This window comes from Chryseobacterium lacus (assembly GCF_003336205.1).
Lineage (GTDB): Bacteria > Bacteroidota > Bacteroidia > Flavobacteriales > Weeksellaceae > Chryseobacterium_A > Chryseobacterium_A lacus.
This window is the reverse complement of the sequence record NZ_QPIE01000001.1, coordinates 239,116-261,672: the sequence shown is the minus strand read 5'-3', so window position 1 is coordinate 261,672 and position 22,557 is coordinate 239,116. Positions and strand designations below refer to the sequence as shown.

The following is a 22,557-nucleotide window of genomic DNA, read 5'->3' as shown; positions in this document are numbered from 1 at the left end:
AATGAAAACCTGATTTTTAAGCAAAAAAAATCGCCCTTGATAGAGAGCGATATGGGATAGGGAATTATTTCCCTAGATAAGAATTGTACATCCAGACTTCTTTTTCCTGTTGGGTAATGTAGTCACTCATTTGAGAGTTGGTTCCTTCGTCGCCGATTTCCTCGGATATATCAAGAAGTTCCCGTTGAAGATCGATCACGATTTTAAATGAAGCTAAAATATTCTCTACAGCTTTTGTGGCATCACTTACTTCTTTGCTTTCGGGAATTGAGGAAACCGTCAGATAATCGGAATAATTGTGATTCGGGGTTGCTCCAAGGGTCAGAATGCGTTCTGCAATTTCATCAATTTTAAGAACTAAATCGTTATATAATTCTTCAAATTTCGGGTGAAGCGTAAAAAATTGGTCTCCTTTAATGTTCCAATGTACGCCTCTGGTATTTTGGTAAAACAAGGAATAATTTGCTAACAGTACATTCAGTTTTTCTGCAATTTCTTTTGTTTTGGACTCTTTCAGTCCAATAATAGCGGTGTTTTTCATAAGATTTGATTTGAACCATTTAATGCAAAATCTGTACCTCTTGCCAAATTGTCAGAGGAGCGGTTCCATTAAGGATTATATCCATTAGTTTTAGAAAAGCATTTATATTTGTGAACTTTATGAAGAAATATTTATTATTCTTTTTCCTCGCTTTTACTATAACAGTTGCGTTTTATTATGTATTAGGTTGGTCTCAACTCCCGGAAGGCCACGGATATGTATATCCTATAGATGATGCGTATATCCATCTGGCTATTTCAAAGAATTTTGCTGAATACGGCGTTTGGTCGGTCAACACCACCGGATTTGACAGTTCTTCATCATCCATTCTTTATACACTTTTATTGGCTTTTTGTTTTAAGGTTTTTGGTAACTGGGATTATTACCCGATGCTCATTAATTTACTTTTTGGTTACGCTACCGTCTATATGATTTGGCGTTATTTCAAAGAATTTTATGGAACTCGAGAAATGAAATGGGTTCTTTTTCTGTTTCTGCCTTTCACGCTGTTGTATGCTATGGTGATATTTGGAATGGAACACGTTATCCATATGTTTCTCACGGTATGTGCGCTGTATGGGATACGGAAAAACGAGGAGCGTGAATTTTCCGGACGATATTTTGGTAACCTTTTGTTGCTGGTTTTCCTTTTGGGGATGGTAAGGTTTGAGAGTATGTTTTTCACCGTTACATTGGCTTTTGTTTTGGTTTTGAGAAGAAAATGGAGTCAAGGTTTTGCGGTGGTAGCGGCCGGTTTTCTACCCATTTTATTATTTGGATGGGTGGCTGTTGAGAATGGCGGATTATTTTTCCCCAATTCAGTGATGGTGAAAGGGAGTTATCCTGCCGAAGGCGGTTTAATTGCCAGTTTGTGGATGATTTTGAAGAAGGGAATTTTCCTGAATTTTAGTTTTTACAAATATTTATTTTTCCCCTTGATCATTGTTGGTTTTTTAATTTTTAAACCTCCTTTCTCGCTTAAAAAAACGATTACCCTTCGAACCCCTGAAATTGTAATTTTTCTTACAGCCCTTTTTCAGGCGTGTTTTGCAATGATAGAATACAGATACGAAAGTTATTTGATGATCTCCTTATTGCTTTTAGTGGTTCCTGTAACTTCTCAGTTACAAAAAAGGCAGCTTTTCAGCAATTTCAGAAATGTGATCCTCTTTTGTAGTTTCTTCGGAATGATTTTAATTTCGGCTTACCGGTTTTATTATTTTCATAGAACACTGCAGTTCGCCCCTAAAAACATCCTAGAACAGCAGGTGGAAATGTCACGTTTTTTAAATAAGTATTACCAAGGAGAAAAAATTGTAGCGAATGATATTGGAGCCATTGCGTATTATGGAAATGTGCAGCTTTTAGATATTGTGGGACTTGGATCTACAGAAATTGCCTCAAAAGTTGTGGAGTTAAAAAACGTTCCTAAGAAGAAAAAAGAGGAAGCGATGCATCATTTTTTGAAAAATCATATCAGGAATAGTGGATATAAAATTGCCGTGGTTTATCCCGATTGGTTTCCTGACGGAGTTCCGGAGAACTGGATTCCTGTTGCTACATGGACGATTTCCCAAAATCGGAGTGCAGCCCGGGATACAGTTGTCTTCTACGCTTTGAATAAAAATGAAGTGGGAAAGCTACAGAAAAGCCTTCGAAAGTTTAACCTGTCGCCGGAAGTCAATCAAAATTTCCTGATAAAGAACTAATATTTGGACATAAACCCCTGAGCTATTTAGAAATAATTAGTATTGTTCGTTTGTCAGTTTGAAAATATTTCTTACTTTTGCACCCTAAAATAAAAAGCAATTAAATGCCTACTATTCAACAATTAGTTAGAAAAGGAAGAGCCACGCTTGCCAAGAAGAGCAAATCGGCTGCCCTTGAATCCTGTCCACAAAGACGAGGTGTGTGTACGAGAGTATATACTACCACGCCGAAGAAACCAAATTCTGCACTTAGAAAAGTTGCAAGAGTTAGGCTTTCTAACGGTAAAGAAGTCAATGCCTACATCCCGGGCGAAGGACACAATCTTCAGGAGCACTCGATAGTATTGGTACGTGGAGGAAGGGTGAAAGACCTACCGGGAGTACGTTATCATATTGTAAGAGGAGCCTTAGACACCGCTGGTGTAAATGGAAGAACGCAGAGAAGATCCAAGTACGGAGCCAAAAGGCCTAAGCCAGGACAAGCTGCACCAACAGGTAAGAAAAAGTAATCATTAAATGTAAAGGAACAAGACAATGAGAAAAACGAAAGCGAAAAAAAGACCGTTGTTACCGGATCCAAAGTTTAATGATCAACTGGTAACAAGATTTGTAAATAACCTGATGCTAGATGGTAAAAAATCTATCGCATTCAAAATTTTCTACGATGCATTGGATATTGTAGAATCTAAGAAAGGAGAAACCGAAAAAACTTCCTTAGAAATCTGGAAAGATGCCCTTACCAACGTAATGCCACACGTAGAAGTACGTTCACGCAGAATCGGTGGTGCTAACTTCCAGATCCCAATGCCTATTCGTGCTGATAGAAAAATCTCTATGGCAATGAAATGGCTCATCAAATATTCAAAAGCAAGAAATGATAAGTCCATGGCTTTGAAATTAGCTTCTGAAATTATCGCTGCTTCAAGAGAAGAAGGAGCTGCTTACAAGAAAAAATCGGATACTCATAAAATGGCAGAAGCTAACAAAGCATTCTCGCACTTTAAATTCTAATCTGAAATGGCAAGAGATCTTAAGCTTACAAGAAATATTGGTATTGCGGCACACATTGATGCCGGTAAAACTACCACAACAGAAAGAATTTTATTTTATTCCGGTAAAAACCACAAAATGGGGGAAACTCATGAAGGTGGTGCTACAACAGACTGGATGGAGCAGGAAGCTGAAAGAGGAATTACCATTACTTCTGCAGCAGTAACTGTAGATTGGAAGTTCCCTACAGAACAAGGAAAACCTCTTCCGGACGCGAAGGATTATCATTTTAATATTATCGATACACCGGGTCACGTTGACTTTACTGTAGAGGTAAACAGATCTTTAAGAGTTCTTGACGGTCTTGTATTCCTTTTCTCGGCAGTAGATGGTGTTGAACCTCAATCTGAAACCAACTGGAGACTTGCGGATAATTACAAAGTTCCAAGAATGGGATTTGTAAACAAAATGGACAGACAGGGAGCAGATTTCCTGAATGTTTGTAAGCAGGTAAAAGAAATGTTGGGTTCCAATGCAGTTCCTATCGTATTGCCGATTGGCGAGGAAGCCGACTTCAAAGGAGTGGTGGATCTGGTAAAAAACCGCGCCATTGTTTGGCATGATGATAATTATGGATCCACATTCGATATTGTTGATATACCAGCAGAAATGGCTGACGAAGTAAAACAGTATAGAGGACAATTAATTGAAGAAATCGCAGCCTATGATGAAAACCTTCTAGAGAAATATATGGAGGATGAAAATTCCATTACAGAAGAAGAAATTCATACAGCTTTAAGAGCAGCAACTTTGGATATGAGTATCATTCCAATGACTTGTGGTTCTTCTTTTAAAAATAAAGGAGTTCAGTTTATGTTGGATGCTGTTTGTAGATACCTTCCATCTCCAGTAGATAAAGAAGCGATTGATGGAACAGATCCTAAAACTGACGAGCCAATCTCAAGAAAACCTTCAGTTTCTGAACCGTTTGCAGCATTAGCATTTAAGATTGCAACCGATCCATTCGTGGGACGTCTAGCTTTCTTCAGAGCTTACTCTGGGCGTTTAGATGCAGGTTCTTATGTTTTGAATACTAGATCGAACAACCGTGAAAGAATTTCCCGTATCTTCCAAATGCATGCAAATAAGCAGGAACCTATTGAATATATAGAGGCTGGAGATATTGGTGCAGCGGTAGGATTCAAGGATATTAAAACCGGAGATACCCTGTGTGACGAGAAAAATCCGATTGTTCTTGAATCAATGATTTTCCCGGATCCGGTAATTGGTATTGCTGTAGAACCTAAAACTAAGGCAGACCAGGATAAAATGGGTAACGCTTTGGCAAAGTTAGCTGAAGAAGATCCTACTTTCCAGGTAAAAACCGACGAAGCTTCCGGACAAACCATTATCTCCGGTATGGGTGAGCTTCACCTCGACATTATTGTTGACCGTATGAGAAGAGAGTTCAAAGTAGAAGTAAACCAGGGACAACCTCAGGTGGAATACAAAGAAGCTCTTACACAAACGGCTAACCACAGAGAAGTTTACAAAAAACAATCCGGTGGTAGAGGTAAATTTGCAGATATTGTATTTACTATCGGTCCCGCAGATGATGACAAACCAGGCCTTACTTTTGTAAATGAAATCAAAGGTGGTAATATTCCAAAAGAATTTATTCCTTCTGTAGAAAAAGGATTCAAAGAATCTATGAAAAACGGTCCTTTAGCAGGATTTGAAGTGGACTCAATGAAGATTGTTCTGAAAGACGGATCTTTCCATGCGGTAGACTCCGATCAGCTTTCCTTCGAACTTGCTGCCAAAATGGGATTCAGAGAATCAGGAAAAGCAGCCAAGGCTGTTATCATGGAACCTATTATGAAACTGGAAGTGGTAACTCCTGAAGAATATATGGGAGACATCGTAGGCGACCTGAACAGAAGAAGAGGTACCGTAAACGGAATGGATGATAGAAACAATGCAAAAGTCATTAAGGCATTTGTTCCGCTATCTGAAATGTTCGGTTATGTAACTTCTCTTAGAACACTGTCTTCCGGAAGAGCAACTTCTTCTATGGAATTTGAAAAATACGAACCTGCTCCGCAGAGTGTTGCTGAAGAGGTAATCGCTAAAGCAAGAGGTTAATTTTAAAAATTAGATTAAAATGTCACAAAGAATCAGAATAAAATTGAAGTCTTACGATTACAACTTGGTGGATAAATCTGCAGAGAAAATCGTAAAAACAGTAAAAGCTACAGGTGCAGTAGTAAACGGGCCCATCCCTTTGCCTACCAACAAGAGAATCTTCACGGTGTTGAGATCTCCTCACGTTAATAAGAAAGCAAGAGAACAGTTCCAACTTTCAGCTCACAAAAGGCTGATGGACATCTATTCTTCTTCTTCCAAAACTGTGGATGCGCTGATGAAACTTGAACTCCCTTCCGGAGTTGACGTAGAAATTAAAGTGTGATTTTGGCGGCTTGCTTTTAGCCTATCGCTAATTGCTTTTAGCCAAAAGCTTACATTTGCTATGATAATGAAATCCGTTCCCGAAAAGGGGGCGGATTTTTTGTTTTTGTTTCCATATTTATCGGGCCTTACATACTTTTCCGAAAAAAATATGATTTAAATCATACACAATGACTATTTAGAATAATTAAAAATAGTAAATTTGCTGTCGTTAATTAAATAAACGATGAGAAGAACGGTATCCATTTCCTTTATTATTCTGGGCGCATGTTTTGTAGACGCTCAGGTTTCCCACAACTCCCCAAAAATTCAACAGATAGAAGAAGTAGAACTCTTTGGTGAAAAGAACAAACAGCCGGAAGGTCTGGAAGTCATTACCAGACTGCCACTGAAAACGAGAGATCAGATCCAGAGTATTTCGATAGTTTCCCACAAAGTGATCGAGGATCTTGGCGGACTTACGGTAACCGATGTTGCGAAAAATATCCCCGGAGTTACGCAGTTTGGCAGCTATGGCGGCGTAAAGGAAAGCATGTCAATCCGTGGATATCGCGGCGTTCCTGTTCTCAAAAACGGCGTGATGATGGATTCCGATTTCAGAACCGGTTCCATGATGACCGATATGCAGGGCGTGGAAAGTATTCAGGTAATTAAAGGTTCAGCAGCGGTTACGCAGGGAATCGGCGATGGATTGGGCTCTCCTGGCGGCGTTATCAATATTGTTACTAAAACACCCCGGTTTATTAATCAAACCACCGTAGGTTTCCGCTACGGAAGCTGGGATTTTTATCGTCCGACTCTTGACTTTCAAAAAGTTTTGGATAAGAATAAGCAGTTCGCAGTACGTCTGAACGCAGCTTATCAAAACAATAATTCGTTTCGTAAGCACGTTTCTACCGACAGAATTTATGTAAACCCTTCTGTTGCTTTCCGTCCGGATCAGCATACAGATATCGTCGTAGAAATGGATTATATGAAGAATAATACCACTCCCGACAGAGGAACCGTGAATCTAGCCGCGGGAGATACCAATGCCTTATATGAAATGCCGAAAGGCAAATTCCTCGGATTTGCTACTGATAACGCGGAAATTACCACCTATAATTTTTCTACTACTGCGGTAAGAAGATTGAATGATAAATTTAAAATCCGGGCGGCGTATATCAATTCAAGTTATGAGAATACGCTTATCGGAGCTTCTATTGGAGCAGGAAGTGCAGCAACAGGTTATGCCGAAAGAGCACGAACATTGGCGAAATCTGATCGGGAAGACAAAAATCAAGTTTTACAGTTTGATTTTATCGGACAGGAAGTGCAAACCGGATTTTTAAAACACACTTTCCAACTCGGTTTCGATTGGAAACAAACTGAAGTTTCTACTGTTTCGTATCAAGCAAAATATGTAGATGATATAAATGTGTTGCAGGATATTAGCAATGTCGTTCCTTCTCATATTGACCGAATCCATTTTGATTTGGCCGTAACTAATCCTTTTGTAAATACGCTTGCTCCTACTTTTGGGCTCATGGCTCAGGATGTAATTACTTTCAACAAATATGTAAAAGCACATCTGGGAATTCGGTACAGTCATCTTAATGGAAATTCGGAAGGTAAAAGCGAAGCATGGAATCCTTCTTTGGGGCTGATGATTTCTCCGGTGGAAAATGTAAACGTTTTTGGATCTTATACCACTACCACAGCATTACGATCTGCTAATAATCCGTTGATGGATGGCGGAACTGTAGGCCCTTCTACTTCCACACAATGGGAAACGGGGGTGAAATCCGATTGGTTCGATCAAAAGTTGAGATTTAATATTACACTCTTTGATATTCTGGCGGACAATCTTTCTTATTCCGTTTTGAACAGTCAGGGAAATGCAACGGGCTTTTTCGGTTTAGCGGGTGAGCTGAGAAGGAGAGGAGCTGAAGTGGAGTTGATCGGAAGAATTCTTCCCAATCTTCAGGTGATGGCAGGTTGGGCTTATATTGATGCGCAATACCACGACAGCCCTGCTTTTGTGGAAGGTTCAGCACCGTTGAACACACCGAAAAATACTGCAAATGCCTGGATCAACTATAAATTTAGTGAAGGAATCCTGAATGGTTTTGATCTTGGAGCAGGAGTGTATTACGTTGGTGAAAGGCCTGTGGATGATTTTACAAAAAAAACCTTTAATAACGGACACGAGTTGGCAGTAAAGCCGGGAGTGCAACCGTTCATGATGCAGGAATATACCACCGTAGATGCGCAGGCAGGATATACTTTCAGCAATGGTTTAGGAGTGCGGGTTTTCCTGAATAATATTTTCGATTCCGTAGGCTATAATTCGTATTTCCGTGGCGGATATATTGATCAGATTCAACCGAGAAATTTTGCAGCACAAATTAATTATAAATTTTAAAAACATTATACAATGAATATCAAAGCAATTTTAATGGTCATCGTGGCATTGGCAATCATGTCATGTTCAGGAAAGAAAAAAAGGGGAATTGATTTCGCAGAATTCAAGAAAGAAGTCACGCTGACTCCCGAACAGGAAAAAAACTTTGACGAAATTACGGCCAAATACAAAAAACAACAGGAGCAGAATTATGAAGCAGCCAAAGCACAGGGCGGACAGATGGATCGCGTTGCTTTAGGAATTAAAAACGAAGAGCTTCGAGCGCAGCAATCCTTGGAAATGGGTAGTGTTCTGAAAGCAGACCAGTTGGTTAAATTCAATGAATTTGTGGAGAAAAACTCCAGAAAAAGACCAAGATATACCAACGAACTTTTGGAAAAAATAAGAACAGAAGCACAGCTGACCAACGAACAATTTACCATGCTGAATGCTTCCAATGATGCTTTCGAAAAAGCCTTCAACGATGCTCATGATATTTACCACGGAAATACAGATCTTGCCCGGGAATACTGGAATAAGTTTGATGTGCAGAGGAAAGAAGCCATGAAAACATCGCTTTATCCGGAGCAGTATGAAAAGTTTCTGGAATTGGTGAAAGATCAGCAGTTCAAAGGAAGAGAATAAATATTGATTTCAATTTTGTGAAGCATTAAGACAACCCGTTTGTTTTAATGCTTCCATTTTATAGCTATTTTTAAAAAATGTCCCGTTTCAGAAAAACACTCCTGCGAAAAAGAAGAAAAAAGGAATCCCTGTTTAAATATATCATGGGAGTTCTGCATCTTTGGTTCGGGCTGCTTTCCGGACTAATCATCGTGGTAGTATGCTTGTCCGGGTGTTTGTATGCTTTTAAAAATCAGTTCACCGATTTGCTGAACAAAGAGAAAGTTTTTGTAAAAGCAACAGAAACGCCTAAGAAAACCCCCGCCGAAATTCAGATAAATCTTGAAAGAGAAGGAAAAAATCTCACAGGATTAACCATTTCCAATGATCCGAAACGAAGTTATGTAGTCACTTATCAGAAAGATAATTCGGATGTGGCAACGTACTATGATCCATATACAGGAAAAGAACTGGGGATGGGCGACACGAATTTGAATCAGTTTTTTGAAGTGGTTCTCGATATTCACCGGAATCTGATGATGGGTGAAGTGGGAAGGCAGATCAACGGGGTGGCAATACTGATGTTCTGTGTCTTGCTGCTTTCGGGTTTGGTGCTGTGGATTCCCAAAAAGTGGAAATATTGGAAACAGGCTTTCACGGTGAAGTTCTCAGGGAAATTTCAGCGCATCAATTATGATCTGCACAATACCATGGGTTTTTACGCCTTTATTTTGCTTTTTTTTATGGCAGTGACGGGTTTGTATGTTACCTATCCCTGGATGAAAAATGGACTCATCGTTTCTCTGGGCGGAGATTCTATTTCAGGAGTTTCTCAGGAAAATCAGGAAAGCAATTCTGCTTTTGATGCTATTTTCAGTGATATGCTGAACCGGCAAAATGAGAAAGCTGAACTGAAAGAAGAACCTTCCGCTTCTCTGGAAACCATTCTTCAGAATGCAGATCAGGTTCTTCCTTATGAGGCCGTAACCACCATAGAATTTCCCAATAAAGACAATCCGAGGTTTGTGATTTCTAAGATTAATACCAACAACTGGCTGGGCGCAATGCTTCCGGATCAGATTACGCTGGACAAAACCGGAGTGGTAAAATCTAAGGATTTGTTTTGGGAGAAACCTTTGCATCAGCAGTTTACCACTTTAGTAAAACCCCTGCACACGGGCGAAATATTAGGCTTGAAAAGCATCATTCTGTATTTCATTGTCTGCTTTATCGGTTTTTCACTTCCGGTGACAGGTTTCATTTTCTGGTTCAATAAATTCCGAAAGGCGAAATAGAAGATTGATTTGAAATTAAATTTAAAACTTCATTCATTTGAAGTTTTTTTATTTACTGGTAATAAGTTCTCAAAAGCTTAGCGCATAATGCAAACTTAACCTAAAAATATATTGTTTTGTTTGCACATTGTTTATTTTAGCATTAGCTTTACGATTCACTTTACATATTATAAAATATGAAAAATTTTATTTTCCTTATTAAATTCGAGTCACAATTTTTATGAGGAATTTAAAATGGGAGTAAATACAAATTGCACGGGAAGCTCAGTAACTTATGAATTAGGAAGTTACTCCGAAGCTGAATGGTTTACAATTACCAGTGGAACTACAGTATATACCTTTATTAATATCTATTAGAATGAAAGCTCTGTTAAGAATCGGCGTTTTTTTAGTAGTTGCCCAGTATTTCACTGCGCAAAATTTCCCTTATGAAAGGGAATGGGAAATTACGGACAACATATTGTGATAACAGGAAATCAGTACGGAACGGACAATATTTCAACAGAAGGAGCTTTCTTAACAACTCCGTATAATACTCTTTCTTCTTTTTCCAATATGTTTTTTGCAGGTTTTAATACAAATGGTGAAAGAGAGTTCTGTTCTTATTATGGAGGTATAAGCACCACAACTAGTGAAATAAATCCTTATTTAGACAATGACGGTTCTCTCTATTTATGGGGAACAACCAATTCTAGTACAGATATTGCTACAAGCAATGGTTATTATAGTACTATGACAAATCCGTCGTTAAATCAGCCTTTTGGATATGTCGCTAAGTTTAATTTAAAAACCATGAATACCAGTGAAGCAGATCTCTCAAAAGATCTGGTGTTGTACAATAATCCCAATAGCAGGAATTTTCATTTGGCGGGAAGTGTGCTTCAGAAACTGCAATGCTATCTAAAAATATACGACGCTTCCGGAAGGGTGGTTTTTCAGCAAAAATTAACCAAAGACAGTCGACAGATTTTTAATCTGGAGCATCAGTTAACGAAAGGCAACTATTTTTTGGAAGTTTCAGCAGAATCAAATGGTAAAATAAAAACCTTTAAAATGATCGTGAAATAAAGGCTTTTATTTCTGCATTATTTTTAAAACTTCAGTACATCGCTGAAGTTTTTTTATGAATTCCTAATTTTTTTTAAGTCGCTGTTTGTCAGTTCAAAAAATATTCATAAATTTGCACACTCTTTTTAGGGGAGAAGTGTGCCTAATGTAGATATAGAAATCGCTTCGAAACCGTGAAAGAAATAAAGTGAAACAACATTTATAAAGTAAATAATGTCAGGTATTATTGGAAAAAAAATCGGTATGACCTCTTTGTTTGACGAGAATGGGAAAAATATTCCCTGCACCGTTATTCAAGCAGGGCCATGCTCGGTTTTACAGGTCAGAACCGTAGAAAACGACGGCTATGTAGGCTTTCAGTTGGGTTTCGATGACAAGAGTGAAAAGAACGTTGGTAAAGCGTTAGCCGGCCATTTCAAAAAGGCTGGTTCTGCTCCTAAAGCTAAATTGGTAGAATTCCACCACGGGTTCGATCATTTGAAAGTAGGAGATGAAGTGAAAGTAAATCTGTTCTCGGAAGGAGAATATGTGGATGTAACAGGAACTTCAAAAGGTAAAGGATTCCAGGGAGTAGTGAAAAGACACAACTTCGGTGGAGTAATGCAGGCAACTCACGGACAGCACAACAGACTGAGAGCTCCGGGCTCCATTGGTGCAGGTTCCGACCCTTCAAGAGTATTCAAAGGGATGAGAATGGCAGGAAGAATGGGTGGTAAGCAAGTTACTGTTCAGAACCTTGAAGTTTTAAAAGTAGATGAAGAACAAAATCTTTTAGTAGTAAAAGGGGCTGTTCCGGGAGCTAAAAATTCTTATGTAATTATCAGAAGATGGAACTAGTAGTATATAATATATCTGGAAAAGAAACCGGGAGAAAAGTAACGCTTGATGAATCCGTATTCGGAATCGAGCCAAACCAGCACGCGGTTTACTTAGAAGTGAAACAGTATCTGGCTGCACAAAGACAGGGAACTCATAAATCGAAAGAAAGAAACGAAATTGTTGGTTCTACAAAGAAACTTAAGAAGCAAAAAGGTTCAGGATCTGCAAGATACGGGGATATTAAGTCGCCAGTATTCAAAGGTGGAGGTAGAGTGTTCGGCCCGAAACCAAGAGATTACAGATTCAAACTGAACAAAGCGCTTAAAAGATTGGCTAAAAAATCTGTGCTTTCTCAGAAAATGAAAGATAATTCGATCAAAGTTTTGGAATCATTCTCTTTTGATGCGCCGAAAACGAAAGAATTTATCAACCTGAATAATGCATTAGGTTTCGAAGGTAAAAAATCATTGTATGTTTTATCTGAAGCGAATAAAAATGTATACCTGTCCTCCAGAAATTTACCTAAAACAAAAGTGTTGACTTATAATGAGATCAGCTCTTATGATTTGGTACATGCTGGTGAAATCGTATTCATTGAAGATGCTATCGAAAAATTCACAGAAATTTTAAAGAAATAAATCATGTCAGTTATTATTAAGCCAGTAATTTCAGAAAAAGCAAACTACCTAACTGAGCTCAGAAGTGCTTATTCTTTCTTGGTAAACCCAAAGGCGAATAAAATCCAGATCAAAACTGCGGTAGAAGAAGCTTACGGTGTAAAAGTAGCAGACGTCAGAACCATGATTTATGCTCCTAAGGTTTCTTCGAAGTATACTAAAAAAGGACTTCAGGTGGGAAAAACTAACAAACTGAAAAAAGCCGTTATTACCCTTGCAGAAGGAGAAGTACTCGACGTGTTTTCAGTATAATCAGAATTTAGTAAATAATATAAACAATAGTAATGTCTGTTAGAAAATTAAAACCTATCACCCCGGGACAGAGATTCAGAGTTGTAAACAACTTTGAGGAAATTACTACCAACAAACCAGAGAAATCTCTAACCGTTGGTATTAGTAAGTCAGGTGGACGTAACCAAACTGGTAAAATGACCATGCGTTACACCGGAGGTGGACACAAAAAGAAATACAGAATTATCGACTTCAAGAGAAACAAGTTTGACGTTGAAGCTACCGTAAAATCTGTAGAATACGATCCGAACAGAACGGCATTTATCGCACTTCTTGAGTATGCGGACGGAGAAAAAAGATACATCATCGCTCCTAATGGAATCAAAGTAGACCAGAAAGTAATTTCTTCTGAATCCGCCGAGCCTAACGTTGGAAACGCCATGAAATTGAAAAATGTTCCTTTGGGAACAGTGATCTCATGTATCGAATTGAGACCTGGGCAAGGTGCCATTATGGCAAGAAGCGCAGGATCTTCCGCTCAGTTAACTTCCAGAGATGGTAAATACGCCATTGTAAGACTGCCTTCAGGAGAATCCAGAATGATTCTTACAGAATGTATCGCTATGATAGGTTCTGTATCCAATTCAGACCATCAGCTTACGGTATCCGGAAAAGCGGGTAGAAGCAGATGGCTGGGAAGAAGACCAAGAACAAGGCCAGTAGCTATGAACCCTGTCGATCACCCAATGGGTGGTGGTGAAGGGCGCTCTTCAGGAGGACACCCAAGATCCAGAAACGGAAAACCCGCCAAAGGATATAAAACAAGAAAGAAAAATAAAGCATCGAACCGTTACATCGTATCTAAAAGAAAATAATTATGGCAAGATCACTTAAAAAAGGACCTTTCATTCATCATACTTTAGATAAGAAGGTTCAGGCAAATATAGAGTCTAATAAAAAGACAGTAATTAAAACTTGGTCCAGAGCATCCATGATCTCTCCGGACTTCGTAGGGCAAACCATCGCAGTACACAACGGGAAATCCTTTATCCCGGTTTATGTTACTGAAAATATGGTAGGACACAAATTAGGCGAATTTTCTCCGACAAGATCTTTCAGAGGTCACGGTGGTAACAAAAATAAAGGAAGCAGATAATCATGGGATCAAGAAAAAGAGAAAGTGCATTAGCACGTAAACTAGCAAAGCAGGATGTAGCCAAAGCGTTACATAATGACTGCCCTTCTTCGCCAAGAAAAATGAGATTAGTAGCAGATATCATTAGAGGAGTAGAAGTAGATAAAGCATTGTATATCCTTAAATATTCTAAAAAGGATGCTTCTAATAAATTAGAGAAAGTACTTCTTTCTGCGATGGCTAACTGGCAATTGAAGAATGAAGGTGCGGATATCGAAGAAGCCAACTTAATCGTAAAAGAAATTATGGTTGATAGTGCAAGACAATTGAAGAGACTGAGACCGGCACCGCAAGGAAGAGGTTACAGAATCAGAAAAAGATCCAACCACATCACTTTAATCTTAGGAACTAAAGATAATAAATAATCAAGGTATGGGACAGAAGACAAATCCAATTGGTAACAGATTAGGTATCATCAGAGGATGGGATTCTAACTGGTATGGTGGTAACGATTATGGAGACAGAATCGCAGAAGACTACAAGATCAGAAGATACCTTGAGGCAAGATTATCTAAAGGTGGAGTTTCAAGAATTTATATTGAAAGAACACTGAAACTAGTAACCGTAACCATCACTACAGCAAGACCAGGACTCATCATCGGGAAAGGCGGGCAGGAAGTTGATAAACTGAAAGAAGAGCTGAAAAAACTTACAGGTAAGGATGTTCAGATCAATATCTTCGAAATCAAAAGGCCTGAACTGGATGCCGTATTAGTGGCAGACAGCATTGCAAGACAGATCGAAAATAGAATTTCCTATAGAAGAGCTGTGAAAATGGCCATTGCTTCCACGATGAGAATGGGTGCAGAAGGCATCAAAGTAATGATTTCAGGACGATTGAATGGAGCTGAAATGGCAAGAAGCGAATCTTTCAAAGAAGGAAGAATTCCATTATCTACCTTCAGAGCAGATATCGATTATCATATCGGTGAAGCCCAGACACAATATGGAAAACTTGGTGTGAAAGTTTGGATCATGAAAGGTGAAGTGTACGGAAAAAGAGAACTTACACCCCTAGTAGGACAGCAGCAGAAGAAATCACATGGAGGAGGAAGAGAAAGAAGAGATGACAGAGGCGATAGAAGACCAAGAAGAAATAATAACAACTAAAATCTTAGATAGTAAATTTTAAGTTTTAAATTACCGTTACTTTTTTAAAATCTGAAATCTAAAATCTGAAATCTAGCATCTAAATTTAAGAAAATGTTACAACCAAGAAGAACCAAATTCCGTAAAGTTCATAAGATGAAGATGAAGGGAAATGCGCAGAGAGGAGCACAACTCGCGTATGGAACTTTCGGAATTAAAGCCATTGACGGAGCGTGGATCACCGCAAGACAAATCGAAGCTGCGCGTATTGCCGCTACGAGATATATGAAAAGAGAAGGGCAACTGTGGATTAAAATTTTCCCGGATAAGCCGATTACCAAAAAACCAGCCGAAGTAAGGATGGGTAAAGGTAAAGGTGCCGTGGAATATTGGGTATCTGTAGTGAAGCCTGGTAAAATTATGTTCGAAGTAGGAGGCGTTCCTCATGACGTTGCCAAAGAAGCACTCCGCCTTGCTGCACAGAAATTACCCGTAGTCACTAAGTTTATCGTCGCTAACGATTTTGTAAAACCTCAATAAATCTTTGAATTATGAAAAATGCTGATATCAAGAAATTGAACGCAGGTGACTTACAGAACAAACTTACTGAACTGAAAGCGGAATACCTCAAAACAAAATTAGCGCACAGAATCAGTCCTGTAGAAAACCCAATCCAAATCAGAGATTTGAGAAGAACCATCGCAAGATTGGAAACAGAACTAAGCGCAAAACAACAATAATTCATTTTTACAATGGAAAGAAATTTAAGAAAAGAAAGAATCGGAGTGGTTTCCAGCAACAAAATGGAAAAAACTATTGTTGTAAGCGAAACGATGAGAATGAAACACCCGATGTACGGTAAATTCGTATTGAAGACGAAAAAATATACCGCACACGACGAGAACAACGAGTGCAACGAAGGCGATACGGTCCTGATTCAGGAAACAAGGCCTTTAAGCAAAAATAAAAGATGGAGATTAGTAAGAATCATTGAAAAAGCTAAGTAATGTTACAAACAGAATCAAGATTAAAAGTAGCTGATAATACCGGAGCAAAAGAAGTTTTGGTAATCAGAGTTCTGGGAGGTACCAGAAGAAGATATGCTTCCGTTGGTGATAAAATCGTAGTGACGATCAAGGATTCTACACCGCAAGGAAATGCTAAGAAAGGGCAAGTTTCTAAAGCCGTAGTAATAAGAACAAAAAAAGCAATCCGCAGAAAAGATGGATCTTACATCAAGTTCGACGATAACGCTTGCGTTCTTCTGAATGCTGCCGGAGAAATGAGAGGAACCCGTGTTTTCGGCCCTGTTGCACGTGAACTGAGAGACAAGGAATATATGAAAGTGATTTCATTAGCTCCCGAAGTACTTTAATTTTTTAAAATTTTAAGACAATGACAAAAGTTAAAATTAAAAGAGGCGATAACGTAATCGTTACCACCGGAAAAAATAAAGGTAGCAAAGGAGAAGTTCTGGAAGTCATCAGAAAAGAAGGAAAAGACCCCAGAGTAATTGTAGCAGGTGTAAACATCGTGAAAAGACACGTAAAACCATCTGCATCTAACCCTCAGGGTGGAATTGTAGAAAAAGAAGCTTCTATCCATGTTTCTAACGTGGCTTTAATGGATAAAAACGGAAAAGCAACCAAAACAGGAACCAAAATAGAAGGTGATAAAAAAGTAAGAGTTGCCAAAACAACCGGTGAAACTTTATAATTGTAAATGACAATGGAATTTATAGCAAGACCTAAAAAAATATATAAAGAGAAAATTGTTCCTGCAATGATGGAAGAATTTGGGTACAAATCTGTAATGCAGGTTCCCAGATTGGAAAAAATCGTTGTATCTCAAGGTTTGGGAGCTGCTACTGCCGATAAAAAAATCGTAGATTATGCAGTGGAAGAATTGACAGCCATCACCGGACAAAAAGCAGTAGGAACTATTTCCAAGAAAGACGAAGCTGCTTTCAAACTCAGAAAAGGAATGCCTGTAGGTGCAAGAGTTACCCTAAGAGCCGACAGAATGTACGAGTTCTTAGACAGATTGACTTCCTCGGCACTTCCAAGAATCAGAGATTTCTCAGGAATTAAAGCAGACGGTTTCGACGGAAGAGGAAACTATAACCTCGGTATTACTGAGCAGATTATTTTCCCTGAAATCGTGATCGATAAAGTGAAAAAAATCCAGGGAATGGACATTACTTTTGTAACATCAGCTAAAACTGATAAGGAAGCAAAAGCATTATTAACACATTACGGTTTACCATTTAAAAAGAACTAAGAATGGCTAAAGAATCAATGAAAGCGCGCGAGCGCAAAAGAGAAGCAATGGTTGCTAAGTATGCTGAGAAAAGAAAAGCTTTGAAAGAAGCCGGAGATTACGAAGCATTACAAAAACTACCAAAAAACGCTTCACCAGTTAGGCTACATAACAGATGTAAACTAACAGGAAGACCAAGAGGTTACATGAGAACATTCGGTCTTTCCAGAGTAACTTTCAGAGAAATGGCCAATGCAGGCCTGATCCCGGGAGTGAAAAAAGCAAGTTGGTAACAATTTAGAACAATCGAGATCATCAAGTTGATTACAGATAAAAGAAAAAAGAATAAAGAGGAAAGATAAGTCTTGTTCTTGGATCTTGGTTCTTTTCAAAACTGATGATCATTAACCAATAACAACAAAAAAGAAAAATGGTAACAGATCCAATTTCAGATTTCCTAACCAGAGTAAGGAACGCACAAAGCGCAGGCCACAAGGTGGTGGACATTCCTGCATCGAAAATCAAAAAGGAGATTACTAAAATTTTGTTTGATCAGGGTTATATCACAAACTACAAGTTTGAGGACAACGCTGTTCAGGGGAATATAAAAATCGCTTTGAAGTATGACAAACTAACCGGGAAACCAGCTATTAAGTCCATCCAGAGAGCCTCCAGGCCGGGATTGAGATATTATGCAGGTTCTACAGAGCTTCCAAGAGTTCTGAACGGTTTAGGTATCGCTGTTATCTCTACATCCAAAGGCGTGATGACAGGGAAGCAGGCGAAAAATGAAAATGTGGGCGGTGAAGTAATCTGCTATGTTTATTAATTTTTTAAAATAAGGAAAATGTCAAGAATTGGTAAAGCAATTATAACGATTCCTGCAGGAGTTACTGTTACCGAAAAAGACGGTATCGTAACCGTGAAGGGCCCGAAAGGAGAACTCTCACAGGAAATGACTGCCGGAATTACTTTAGAACAAAACGATGGCGAACTTACTTTTAGCCGCCCATCTGAGTCTAAGCAACATAAAGCACTACACGGATTATACAGATCACTAGTCAACAACATGATTGTGGGTGTATCCGAAGGTTTCGAAAAGAAACTAGAATTGGTAGGGGTAGGTTACAGAGCATCACATTCCGGACAAAAACTGGAGTTGGCCCTAGGATTCTCCCATGGTATCGTTCTGGAACTTCCTAGCGAAGTGAAAGTAGATACATTGACTGAAAAAGGTAAAAGTCCAATTATTACTTTGTCTTCGCACGACAAACAACTTCTGGGAATGGTGTCTGCAAAAATCAGATCATTCAGAAAACCTGAACCATACAAAGGAAAAGGGGTGAGATTCGTAGGAGAAATCGTGAGAAGAAAAGCTGGTAAATCTGCTTAATAAATTTTAAGAAAATGGCACTAAATAAAGTACAAAAAAGAATCAGGATCAAAAGAAGAGTTAGAGGAAAAATTTCTGGCTCTGCTGAACTGCCAAGATTATCTGTATACAAAAGTAATAAGGAAATTTACGCTCAGTTGATCGACGACAAAGAAGGTAAAACCCTTGCTTCAGCCTCTTCCAGAGCGCTTAACGCAACAGGTAGCAAAGTAGAAATCTCTGCAGAAGTGGGTAAAGCTATCGCTGAAAAAGCCAAGGCTGCAGGAATTGAAAATATAGTGTTCGACAGAAACGGTTTCGTATATCACGGCAGAGTGAAAGCTCTTGCTGAAGGGGCGAGAGAAGGCGGACTAAAATTCTAATCATAAAATTTCGGATAACAATGTTAGGACTAGATAATATCGAAAAAGTAAAACCGGGAGGATTAGAACTTAAAGATCGTCTCGTAGCTGTAAACAGAGTAACAAAAGTAACTAAAGGTGGCCGTGCATTCGGATTTTCTGCAATAGTAGTTGTAGGAGACGAAGCAGGAGTTATCGGTTACGGACTGGGAAAATCTAAAGAAGTTGCAACCGCCATATCCAAAGCGGTAGAAGATGCAAAGAAAAATTTAGTTAAAATTCCTATTACTAAGCACGGAACCATCTATCACGAAAGCGCCGCAAGATTTGGCGGGGCAGATATATTCATGAGACCAGCGTCTCACGGTACCGGGGTAATCGCAGGTAATACTGTGCGTATTGTAGTAGAATCGGCAGGAATCAAAGACATTCTTACAAAATCCAAAGGATCTTCTAACCCACATAACATGGTGAAAGCTACTTTCAAAGCGTTATTGGATATTAGAACTCCTGAAGAAATTGCAAGAATGAGAGGTGTATCATTAGATAAAGTATTCAAACACTAAAAGTTTTAAGACAAATGGCAACAATTAAAGTAAAACAGGTAAGAAGTGCTATTGGTAGAACTCAAGCGCAAAAGAGAACTCTCGAAGCTTTAGGTTTGAAAAAACTACACCAGGTAGTAGAGCACGAAACTACGCCTTCCATCTTAGGAATGGTAGCAGCAGTAAGACACTTAGTAGAAGTTCAGGAAAACTAATTAAATTAAACAAAATGAAGTTAAACAGTATGCAGCCGGCAACAGGTTCTACGCACAATTCCAAAAGAATTGGAAGAGGACAGGGAAGCGGAAAAGGAGGTACTTCAACCAAAGGGCACAAAGGCCAGAAATCCAGAAGCGGTTATTCTCAGAAAATCGGTTTTGAAGGAGGACAAATGCCATTGCAAAGAAGACTTCCAAAGTTCGGTTTTAATAATGTGAATAGAAAAGAATTTAGAGGGATTAATCTGGATACCATCCAAAATTTAATCGATACTAAAGATATCAAAGGCGATATTACAAAAGAAGTATTGATGGAAAATGGTTTGGTAACTAAAAATGACCTTGTGAAAATTATGGGCAGAGGAGAATTGAAATCAAGTGTTTCCATCTCTGCAGATAAATTCACCAAATCTGCTGAAGAACTTATTTCTAAAGCAGGAGGTAAAGCAATCACTCTATAATTATTGAAATGAAAGGATTTATACAAACACTCAAAAACATTTGGAGTCTTAAGGAACTTAGAGAAAAAATCCTCTTTACCTTAGGGATGATCCTGGTGTATAGATTCGCAACATTTATTTCCCTACCTGCGATCAACCTTTCGGAAGTGGGAGATTTATTAGAGAACTACAAAAATCAAGGTGGAAACAACCAAGGAGCTGGGCTTCTTGGTTTGCTTTCCTCTTTTACAGGAGGTGCATTTGCTAATGCATCCATTATGGCTTTAGGAATTATGCCCTACATTTCAGCTTCCATTATCGTACAGCTAATGGGGATGGCTATTCCTTATTTGCAGAAATTGCAGAAGGACGGGGAATCCGGAAGAAATACACTGAACCAGATTACAAGGTGGCTTACCATTGCCGTTTGTCTTGTACAGGCACCCAGTTATCTTACTTCCATTACCACCATGTTCCTTCCGTATGCACAGTTTTCACAGGCTTATTATGTAGAACCCAACTCAATCATGTTCTGGTTACCCAGCATCGTGATTTTGGTAGCAGGTTCTGTATTCGCAATGTGGCTGGGTGAAAAAATTACTGACAAAGGTATCGGAAACGGGATCTCTATCCTCATTATGGTGGGGATTTTGGCAGGACTTCCACAGGCTTTTGTACAGGAATATGTAACGCAAACGGGTGCTGGAGGTGCAGGAGCTATCATGATTCTTATTGAAATTCTGTTCTGGATGTTTGTAGTCTTGTTGGCTATTATTCTCTCTGTCGCAGTCAGAAAAATACCGATTCAATATGTAAGCCGTGCGCAGGCAAGAGGTGGTGTGAATAAAAATCTGATGCAGGGAGCCAGACAGTGGATTCCACTAAAGGTGAATGCAGCGGGTGTAATGCCAATCATCTTTGCACAGGCTTTAATGTTTGTACCAGGCCTTCTCACCAAGGTGGATGACAGCAATACTTTTTTTGCAGGATTCCAAAATGTATTCAGCTGGCAGTACAATGTATTATTTGGATTATTGATTATTATATTTACCTTCTTCTATACGGCCATTACCATTCCTGTAAATCAGATGGCGGATGACCTGAAGAGAAATGGAGGATTGATTCCTAAAATCAGACCCGGTAAAGAAACCGCTGATTATCTGGATGATATTTTATCAAAAATCACTTTGCCCGGTTCAATATTTTTAGCTATTTTTGCAGTCCTTCCGGCACTAGTGTATGGATGGTTGGTTGAAACTCAGAATTTTGCCCTATTTTTCGGGGGAACTTCGTTGTTGATTATGGTGGGGGTAACATTAGATACCGTTCAGCAAATCAACACTTATCTGTTGAATCATCATTACGACGGTCTCATGCAGTCTAAACTGTCCAGAACAACGAATCAAAGTTAATGGCAAAACAAAAACATATTGAACAGGATGGCGTAATCGTGGAATCACTTTCCAACGCCATGTTTCGTGTAGAATTGGAAAATGGGCATGTCCTTATTGCCCATATTTCTGGTAAAATGAGAATGCATTACATCAAGCTTCTCCCTGGTGATAAAGTTAAACTTGAAATGTCTCCCTATGATTTATCAAAGGGAAGAATCACGTTCAGATACTAACCGTGTCTGGCGTTTGTAACTTTTTATAACAAGGGCAATTAGCCAAAAGCCAATTGCCTTAAGCATAAAGCACAATCAAATGAAATCGCGAGATTCCATTTGACCTTTGAAAAGACAATAAGAAAAACAAATGAAAGTTAGAGCATCTATTAAAAAAAGAAGTGCTGATTGCAAAATCGTTCGCAGAAAAGGCGTTCTGTTTGTAATCAACAAGAAAAACCCCAAATTTAAACAAAGACAAGGCTAAAATTAAATTATGGCGAGAATTTCCGGTATTGATTTACCAAAAAACAAAAGAGGCGTTATCGGCTTAACTTATATCTACGGAATTGGAAGAAGTACATCTTCTGAAATTCTGAAAGCTGCCGGTATTAGCGAAGACAAGAAAGTCAACGAATGGAATGACGATGAATTGGCTGCCATCAGAAACTACATCACAGACAACATTAAAGTTGAAGGTGAACTGCGTTCTGAAGTGCAATTGAACATTAAGCGATTAATGGACATAGGATGCCAACGAGGAATACGTCACAGACTTGGATTACCTTTAAGAGGCCAAAGAACGAAAAACAATTCTAGAACCCGTAAAGGAAGAAGAAAAACTGTTGCTAACAAGAAAAAAGCAAGTAAATAATCGTTAGAAT

The 22,557-nt window shown here is 38.8% G+C and carries 34 protein-coding genes; 33 read left to right on the top strand and 1 reads right to left on the bottom strand.

What is annotated here, in order from left to right:
- Positions 1–64: 64 nt before the first annotated feature.
- Positions 65–541 carry a Dps family protein gene (locus DQ356_RS01305; protein ID WP_114302651.1) on the bottom strand — a complete coding sequence of 159 codons (477 nt, stop codon included), beginning with the start codon at positions 539–541 and terminating at the stop codon, positions 65–67.
- 119 nt (positions 542–660) lie between these two features.
- Between DQ356_RS01305 and DQ356_RS01300 the strand changes: the two genes are divergently transcribed.
- The 33 genes from DQ356_RS01300 (at position 661) to rpsM (ending at position 22,547) form a co-directional block, all read left to right on the top strand.
- The gene (locus tag DQ356_RS01300; protein WP_114302650.1) at positions 661–2,250 is read left to right on the top strand and encodes a hypothetical protein; all 1,590 of its coding nucleotides are present in this window, start codon (positions 661–663) and stop codon (positions 2,248–2,250) included.
- A 104-nt stretch (positions 2,251–2,354) separates the two neighbouring features.
- Positions 2,355–2,759 (top strand): 30S ribosomal protein S12, encoded by a 405-nt coding sequence (gene rpsL / locus DQ356_RS01295; protein ID WP_095072689.1) that lies wholly within the window; start codon positions 2,355–2,357, stop codon positions 2,757–2,759.
- A gap of 25 nt (positions 2,760–2,784) precedes the next feature.
- Entirely contained in the window at positions 2,785–3,261 is a 477-nt protein-coding gene (gene rpsG, locus DQ356_RS01290) for a 30S ribosomal protein S7 (protein WP_114302649.1), read from the top strand.
- Positions 3,262–3,267: 6 nt separating this feature from the next.
- On the top strand, positions 3,268–5,385 hold the full coding sequence (gene fusA, locus DQ356_RS01285; protein WP_114302648.1) for an elongation factor G: 2,118 nt from the start codon (positions 3,268–3,270) through the stop codon (positions 5,383–5,385).
- Between the two features lie 19 nt (positions 5,386–5,404).
- Entirely contained in the window at positions 5,405–5,710 is a 306-nt protein-coding gene (gene rpsJ / locus DQ356_RS01280; RefSeq protein WP_002661363.1) for a 30S ribosomal protein S10, read from the top strand.
- Between the two features lie 225 nt (positions 5,711–5,935).
- Positions 5,936–8,113 carry a TonB-dependent siderophore receptor gene (locus tag DQ356_RS01275; protein WP_114302647.1) on the top strand — a complete coding sequence of 726 codons (2,178 nt, stop codon included), beginning with the start codon at positions 5,936–5,938 and terminating at the stop codon, positions 8,111–8,113.
- A 12-nt stretch (positions 8,114–8,125) separates the two neighbouring features.
- Positions 8,126–8,737, top strand: coding sequence for a hypothetical protein (locus DQ356_RS01270; protein ID WP_114302646.1), 612 nt, complete (start codon positions 8,126–8,128; stop codon positions 8,735–8,737).
- A gap of 77 nt (positions 8,738–8,814) precedes the next feature.
- Entirely contained in the window at positions 8,815–10,011 is a 1,197-nt protein-coding gene (locus tag DQ356_RS01265) for a PepSY-associated TM helix domain-containing protein (protein WP_114302645.1), read from the top strand.
- A gap of 438 nt (positions 10,012–10,449) precedes the next feature.
- The gene (locus DQ356_RS01260; RefSeq protein ID WP_114302644.1) at positions 10,450–11,079 is read left to right on the top strand and encodes a T9SS type A sorting domain-containing protein; all 630 of its coding nucleotides are present in this window, start codon (positions 10,450–10,452) and stop codon (positions 11,077–11,079) included.
- Between the two features lie 213 nt (positions 11,080–11,292).
- Positions 11,293–11,916: a 50S ribosomal protein L3 gene (rplC, locus tag DQ356_RS01255; RefSeq protein WP_114302643.1), complete on the top strand. Its 624-nt coding sequence runs from the start codon at positions 11,293–11,295 to the stop codon at positions 11,914–11,916.
- Positions 11,907–12,536: a 50S ribosomal protein L4 gene (gene rplD, locus DQ356_RS01250; RefSeq protein ID WP_114302642.1), complete on the top strand. Its 630-nt coding sequence runs from the start codon at positions 11,907–11,909 to the stop codon at positions 12,534–12,536. Before rplC ends, rplD begins: the two co-directional genes overlap by 10 nt.
- Before the next feature lie 3 nt (positions 12,537–12,539).
- Positions 12,540–12,827, top strand: a complete 288-nt coding sequence (rplW, locus tag DQ356_RS01245; RefSeq protein WP_114302641.1) for a 50S ribosomal protein L23 — start codon at positions 12,540–12,542, stop codon at positions 12,825–12,827.
- A gap of 32 nt (positions 12,828–12,859) precedes the next feature.
- Entirely contained in the window at positions 12,860–13,681 is an 822-nt protein-coding gene (gene rplB, locus DQ356_RS01240) for a 50S ribosomal protein L2 (protein ID WP_114302640.1), read from the top strand.
- Between the two features lie 2 nt (positions 13,682–13,683).
- The gene (rpsS, locus tag DQ356_RS01235) at positions 13,684–13,962 is read left to right on the top strand and encodes a 30S ribosomal protein S19 (protein ID WP_047442261.1); all 279 of its coding nucleotides are present in this window, start codon (positions 13,684–13,686) and stop codon (positions 13,960–13,962) included.
- Between the two features lie 2 nt (positions 13,963–13,964).
- Positions 13,965–14,366 (top strand): 50S ribosomal protein L22, encoded by a 402-nt coding sequence (rplV, locus tag DQ356_RS01230; protein WP_114302639.1) that lies wholly within the window; start codon positions 13,965–13,967, stop codon positions 14,364–14,366.
- Between the two features lie 7 nt (positions 14,367–14,373).
- The gene (gene rpsC / locus DQ356_RS01225; RefSeq protein ID WP_114302638.1) at positions 14,374–15,111 is read left to right on the top strand and encodes a 30S ribosomal protein S3; all 738 of its coding nucleotides are present in this window, start codon (positions 14,374–14,376) and stop codon (positions 15,109–15,111) included.
- A 93-nt stretch (positions 15,112–15,204) separates the two neighbouring features.
- Positions 15,205–15,630, top strand: coding sequence for a 50S ribosomal protein L16 (gene rplP / locus DQ356_RS01220; RefSeq protein ID WP_114302637.1), 426 nt, complete (start codon positions 15,205–15,207; stop codon positions 15,628–15,630).
- Between the two features lie 11 nt (positions 15,631–15,641).
- Positions 15,642–15,830 carry a 50S ribosomal protein L29 gene (gene rpmC / locus DQ356_RS01215; protein ID WP_114302636.1) on the top strand — a complete coding sequence of 63 codons (189 nt, stop codon included), beginning with the start codon at positions 15,642–15,644 and terminating at the stop codon, positions 15,828–15,830.
- Between the two features lie 12 nt (positions 15,831–15,842).
- Positions 15,843–16,097 (top strand): 30S ribosomal protein S17, encoded by a 255-nt coding sequence (gene rpsQ / locus DQ356_RS01210; RefSeq protein WP_002661338.1) that lies wholly within the window; start codon positions 15,843–15,845, stop codon positions 16,095–16,097.
- A complete protein-coding gene (gene rplN / locus DQ356_RS01205) occupies positions 16,097–16,465 on the top strand; it encodes a 50S ribosomal protein L14 (RefSeq protein ID WP_114302635.1) in 369 nt (122 codons plus the stop codon). Before rpsQ ends, rplN begins: the two co-directional genes overlap by 1 nt.
- A gap of 20 nt (positions 16,466–16,485) precedes the next feature.
- Positions 16,486–16,806, top strand: a complete 321-nt coding sequence (gene rplX / locus DQ356_RS01200) for a 50S ribosomal protein L24 (RefSeq protein WP_114302634.1) — start codon at positions 16,486–16,488, stop codon at positions 16,804–16,806.
- A 12-nt stretch (positions 16,807–16,818) separates the two neighbouring features.
- A complete protein-coding gene (rplE, locus tag DQ356_RS01195) occupies positions 16,819–17,370 on the top strand; it encodes a 50S ribosomal protein L5 (protein WP_114302633.1) in 552 nt (183 codons plus the stop codon).
- A gap of 2 nt (positions 17,371–17,372) precedes the next feature.
- A complete protein-coding gene (gene rpsN / locus DQ356_RS01190; protein WP_114302632.1) occupies positions 17,373–17,642 on the top strand; it encodes a 30S ribosomal protein S14 in 270 nt (89 codons plus the stop codon).
- A gap of 137 nt (positions 17,643–17,779) precedes the next feature.
- Positions 17,780–18,178 (top strand): 30S ribosomal protein S8, encoded by a 399-nt coding sequence (gene rpsH / locus DQ356_RS01185; protein WP_114302631.1) that lies wholly within the window; start codon positions 17,780–17,782, stop codon positions 18,176–18,178.
- 18 nt (positions 18,179–18,196) lie between these two features.
- The gene (gene rplF, locus DQ356_RS01180) at positions 18,197–18,742 is read left to right on the top strand and encodes a 50S ribosomal protein L6 (RefSeq protein WP_114302630.1); all 546 of its coding nucleotides are present in this window, start codon (positions 18,197–18,199) and stop codon (positions 18,740–18,742) included.
- A 14-nt stretch (positions 18,743–18,756) separates the two neighbouring features.
- Positions 18,757–19,104, top strand: a complete 348-nt coding sequence (gene rplR, locus DQ356_RS01175; protein ID WP_114302629.1) for a 50S ribosomal protein L18 — start codon at positions 18,757–18,759, stop codon at positions 19,102–19,104.
- 20 nt (positions 19,105–19,124) lie between these two features.
- Positions 19,125–19,649, top strand: a complete 525-nt coding sequence (rpsE, locus tag DQ356_RS01170) for a 30S ribosomal protein S5 (RefSeq protein WP_114302628.1) — start codon at positions 19,125–19,127, stop codon at positions 19,647–19,649.
- A gap of 14 nt (positions 19,650–19,663) precedes the next feature.
- The gene (gene rpmD, locus DQ356_RS01165) at positions 19,664–19,843 is read left to right on the top strand and encodes a 50S ribosomal protein L30 (RefSeq protein ID WP_114302627.1); all 180 of its coding nucleotides are present in this window, start codon (positions 19,664–19,666) and stop codon (positions 19,841–19,843) included.
- A 14-nt stretch (positions 19,844–19,857) separates the two neighbouring features.
- On the top strand, positions 19,858–20,307 hold the full coding sequence (rplO, locus tag DQ356_RS01160) for a 50S ribosomal protein L15 (protein ID WP_114302626.1): 450 nt from the start codon (positions 19,858–19,860) through the stop codon (positions 20,305–20,307).
- A gap of 8 nt (positions 20,308–20,315) precedes the next feature.
- Positions 20,316–21,698: a preprotein translocase subunit SecY gene (gene secY / locus DQ356_RS01155; RefSeq protein ID WP_114302625.1), complete on the top strand. Its 1,383-nt coding sequence runs from the start codon at positions 20,316–20,318 to the stop codon at positions 21,696–21,698.
- The gene (gene infA, locus DQ356_RS01150) at positions 21,698–21,913 is read left to right on the top strand and encodes a translation initiation factor IF-1 (protein ID WP_114302624.1); all 216 of its coding nucleotides are present in this window, start codon (positions 21,698–21,700) and stop codon (positions 21,911–21,913) included. The genes secY and infA overlap by 1 nt, the downstream gene beginning before the upstream one ends.
- Before the next feature lie 130 nt (positions 21,914–22,043).
- Positions 22,044–22,160: a 50S ribosomal protein L36 gene (gene rpmJ, locus DQ356_RS01145; protein ID WP_007839480.1), complete on the top strand. Its 117-nt coding sequence runs from the start codon at positions 22,044–22,046 to the stop codon at positions 22,158–22,160.
- 9 nt (positions 22,161–22,169) lie between these two features.
- Positions 22,170–22,547: a 30S ribosomal protein S13 gene (rpsM, locus tag DQ356_RS01140; protein ID WP_114302623.1), complete on the top strand. Its 378-nt coding sequence runs from the start codon at positions 22,170–22,172 to the stop codon at positions 22,545–22,547.
- Positions 22,548–22,557 lie beyond the last annotated feature (10 nt).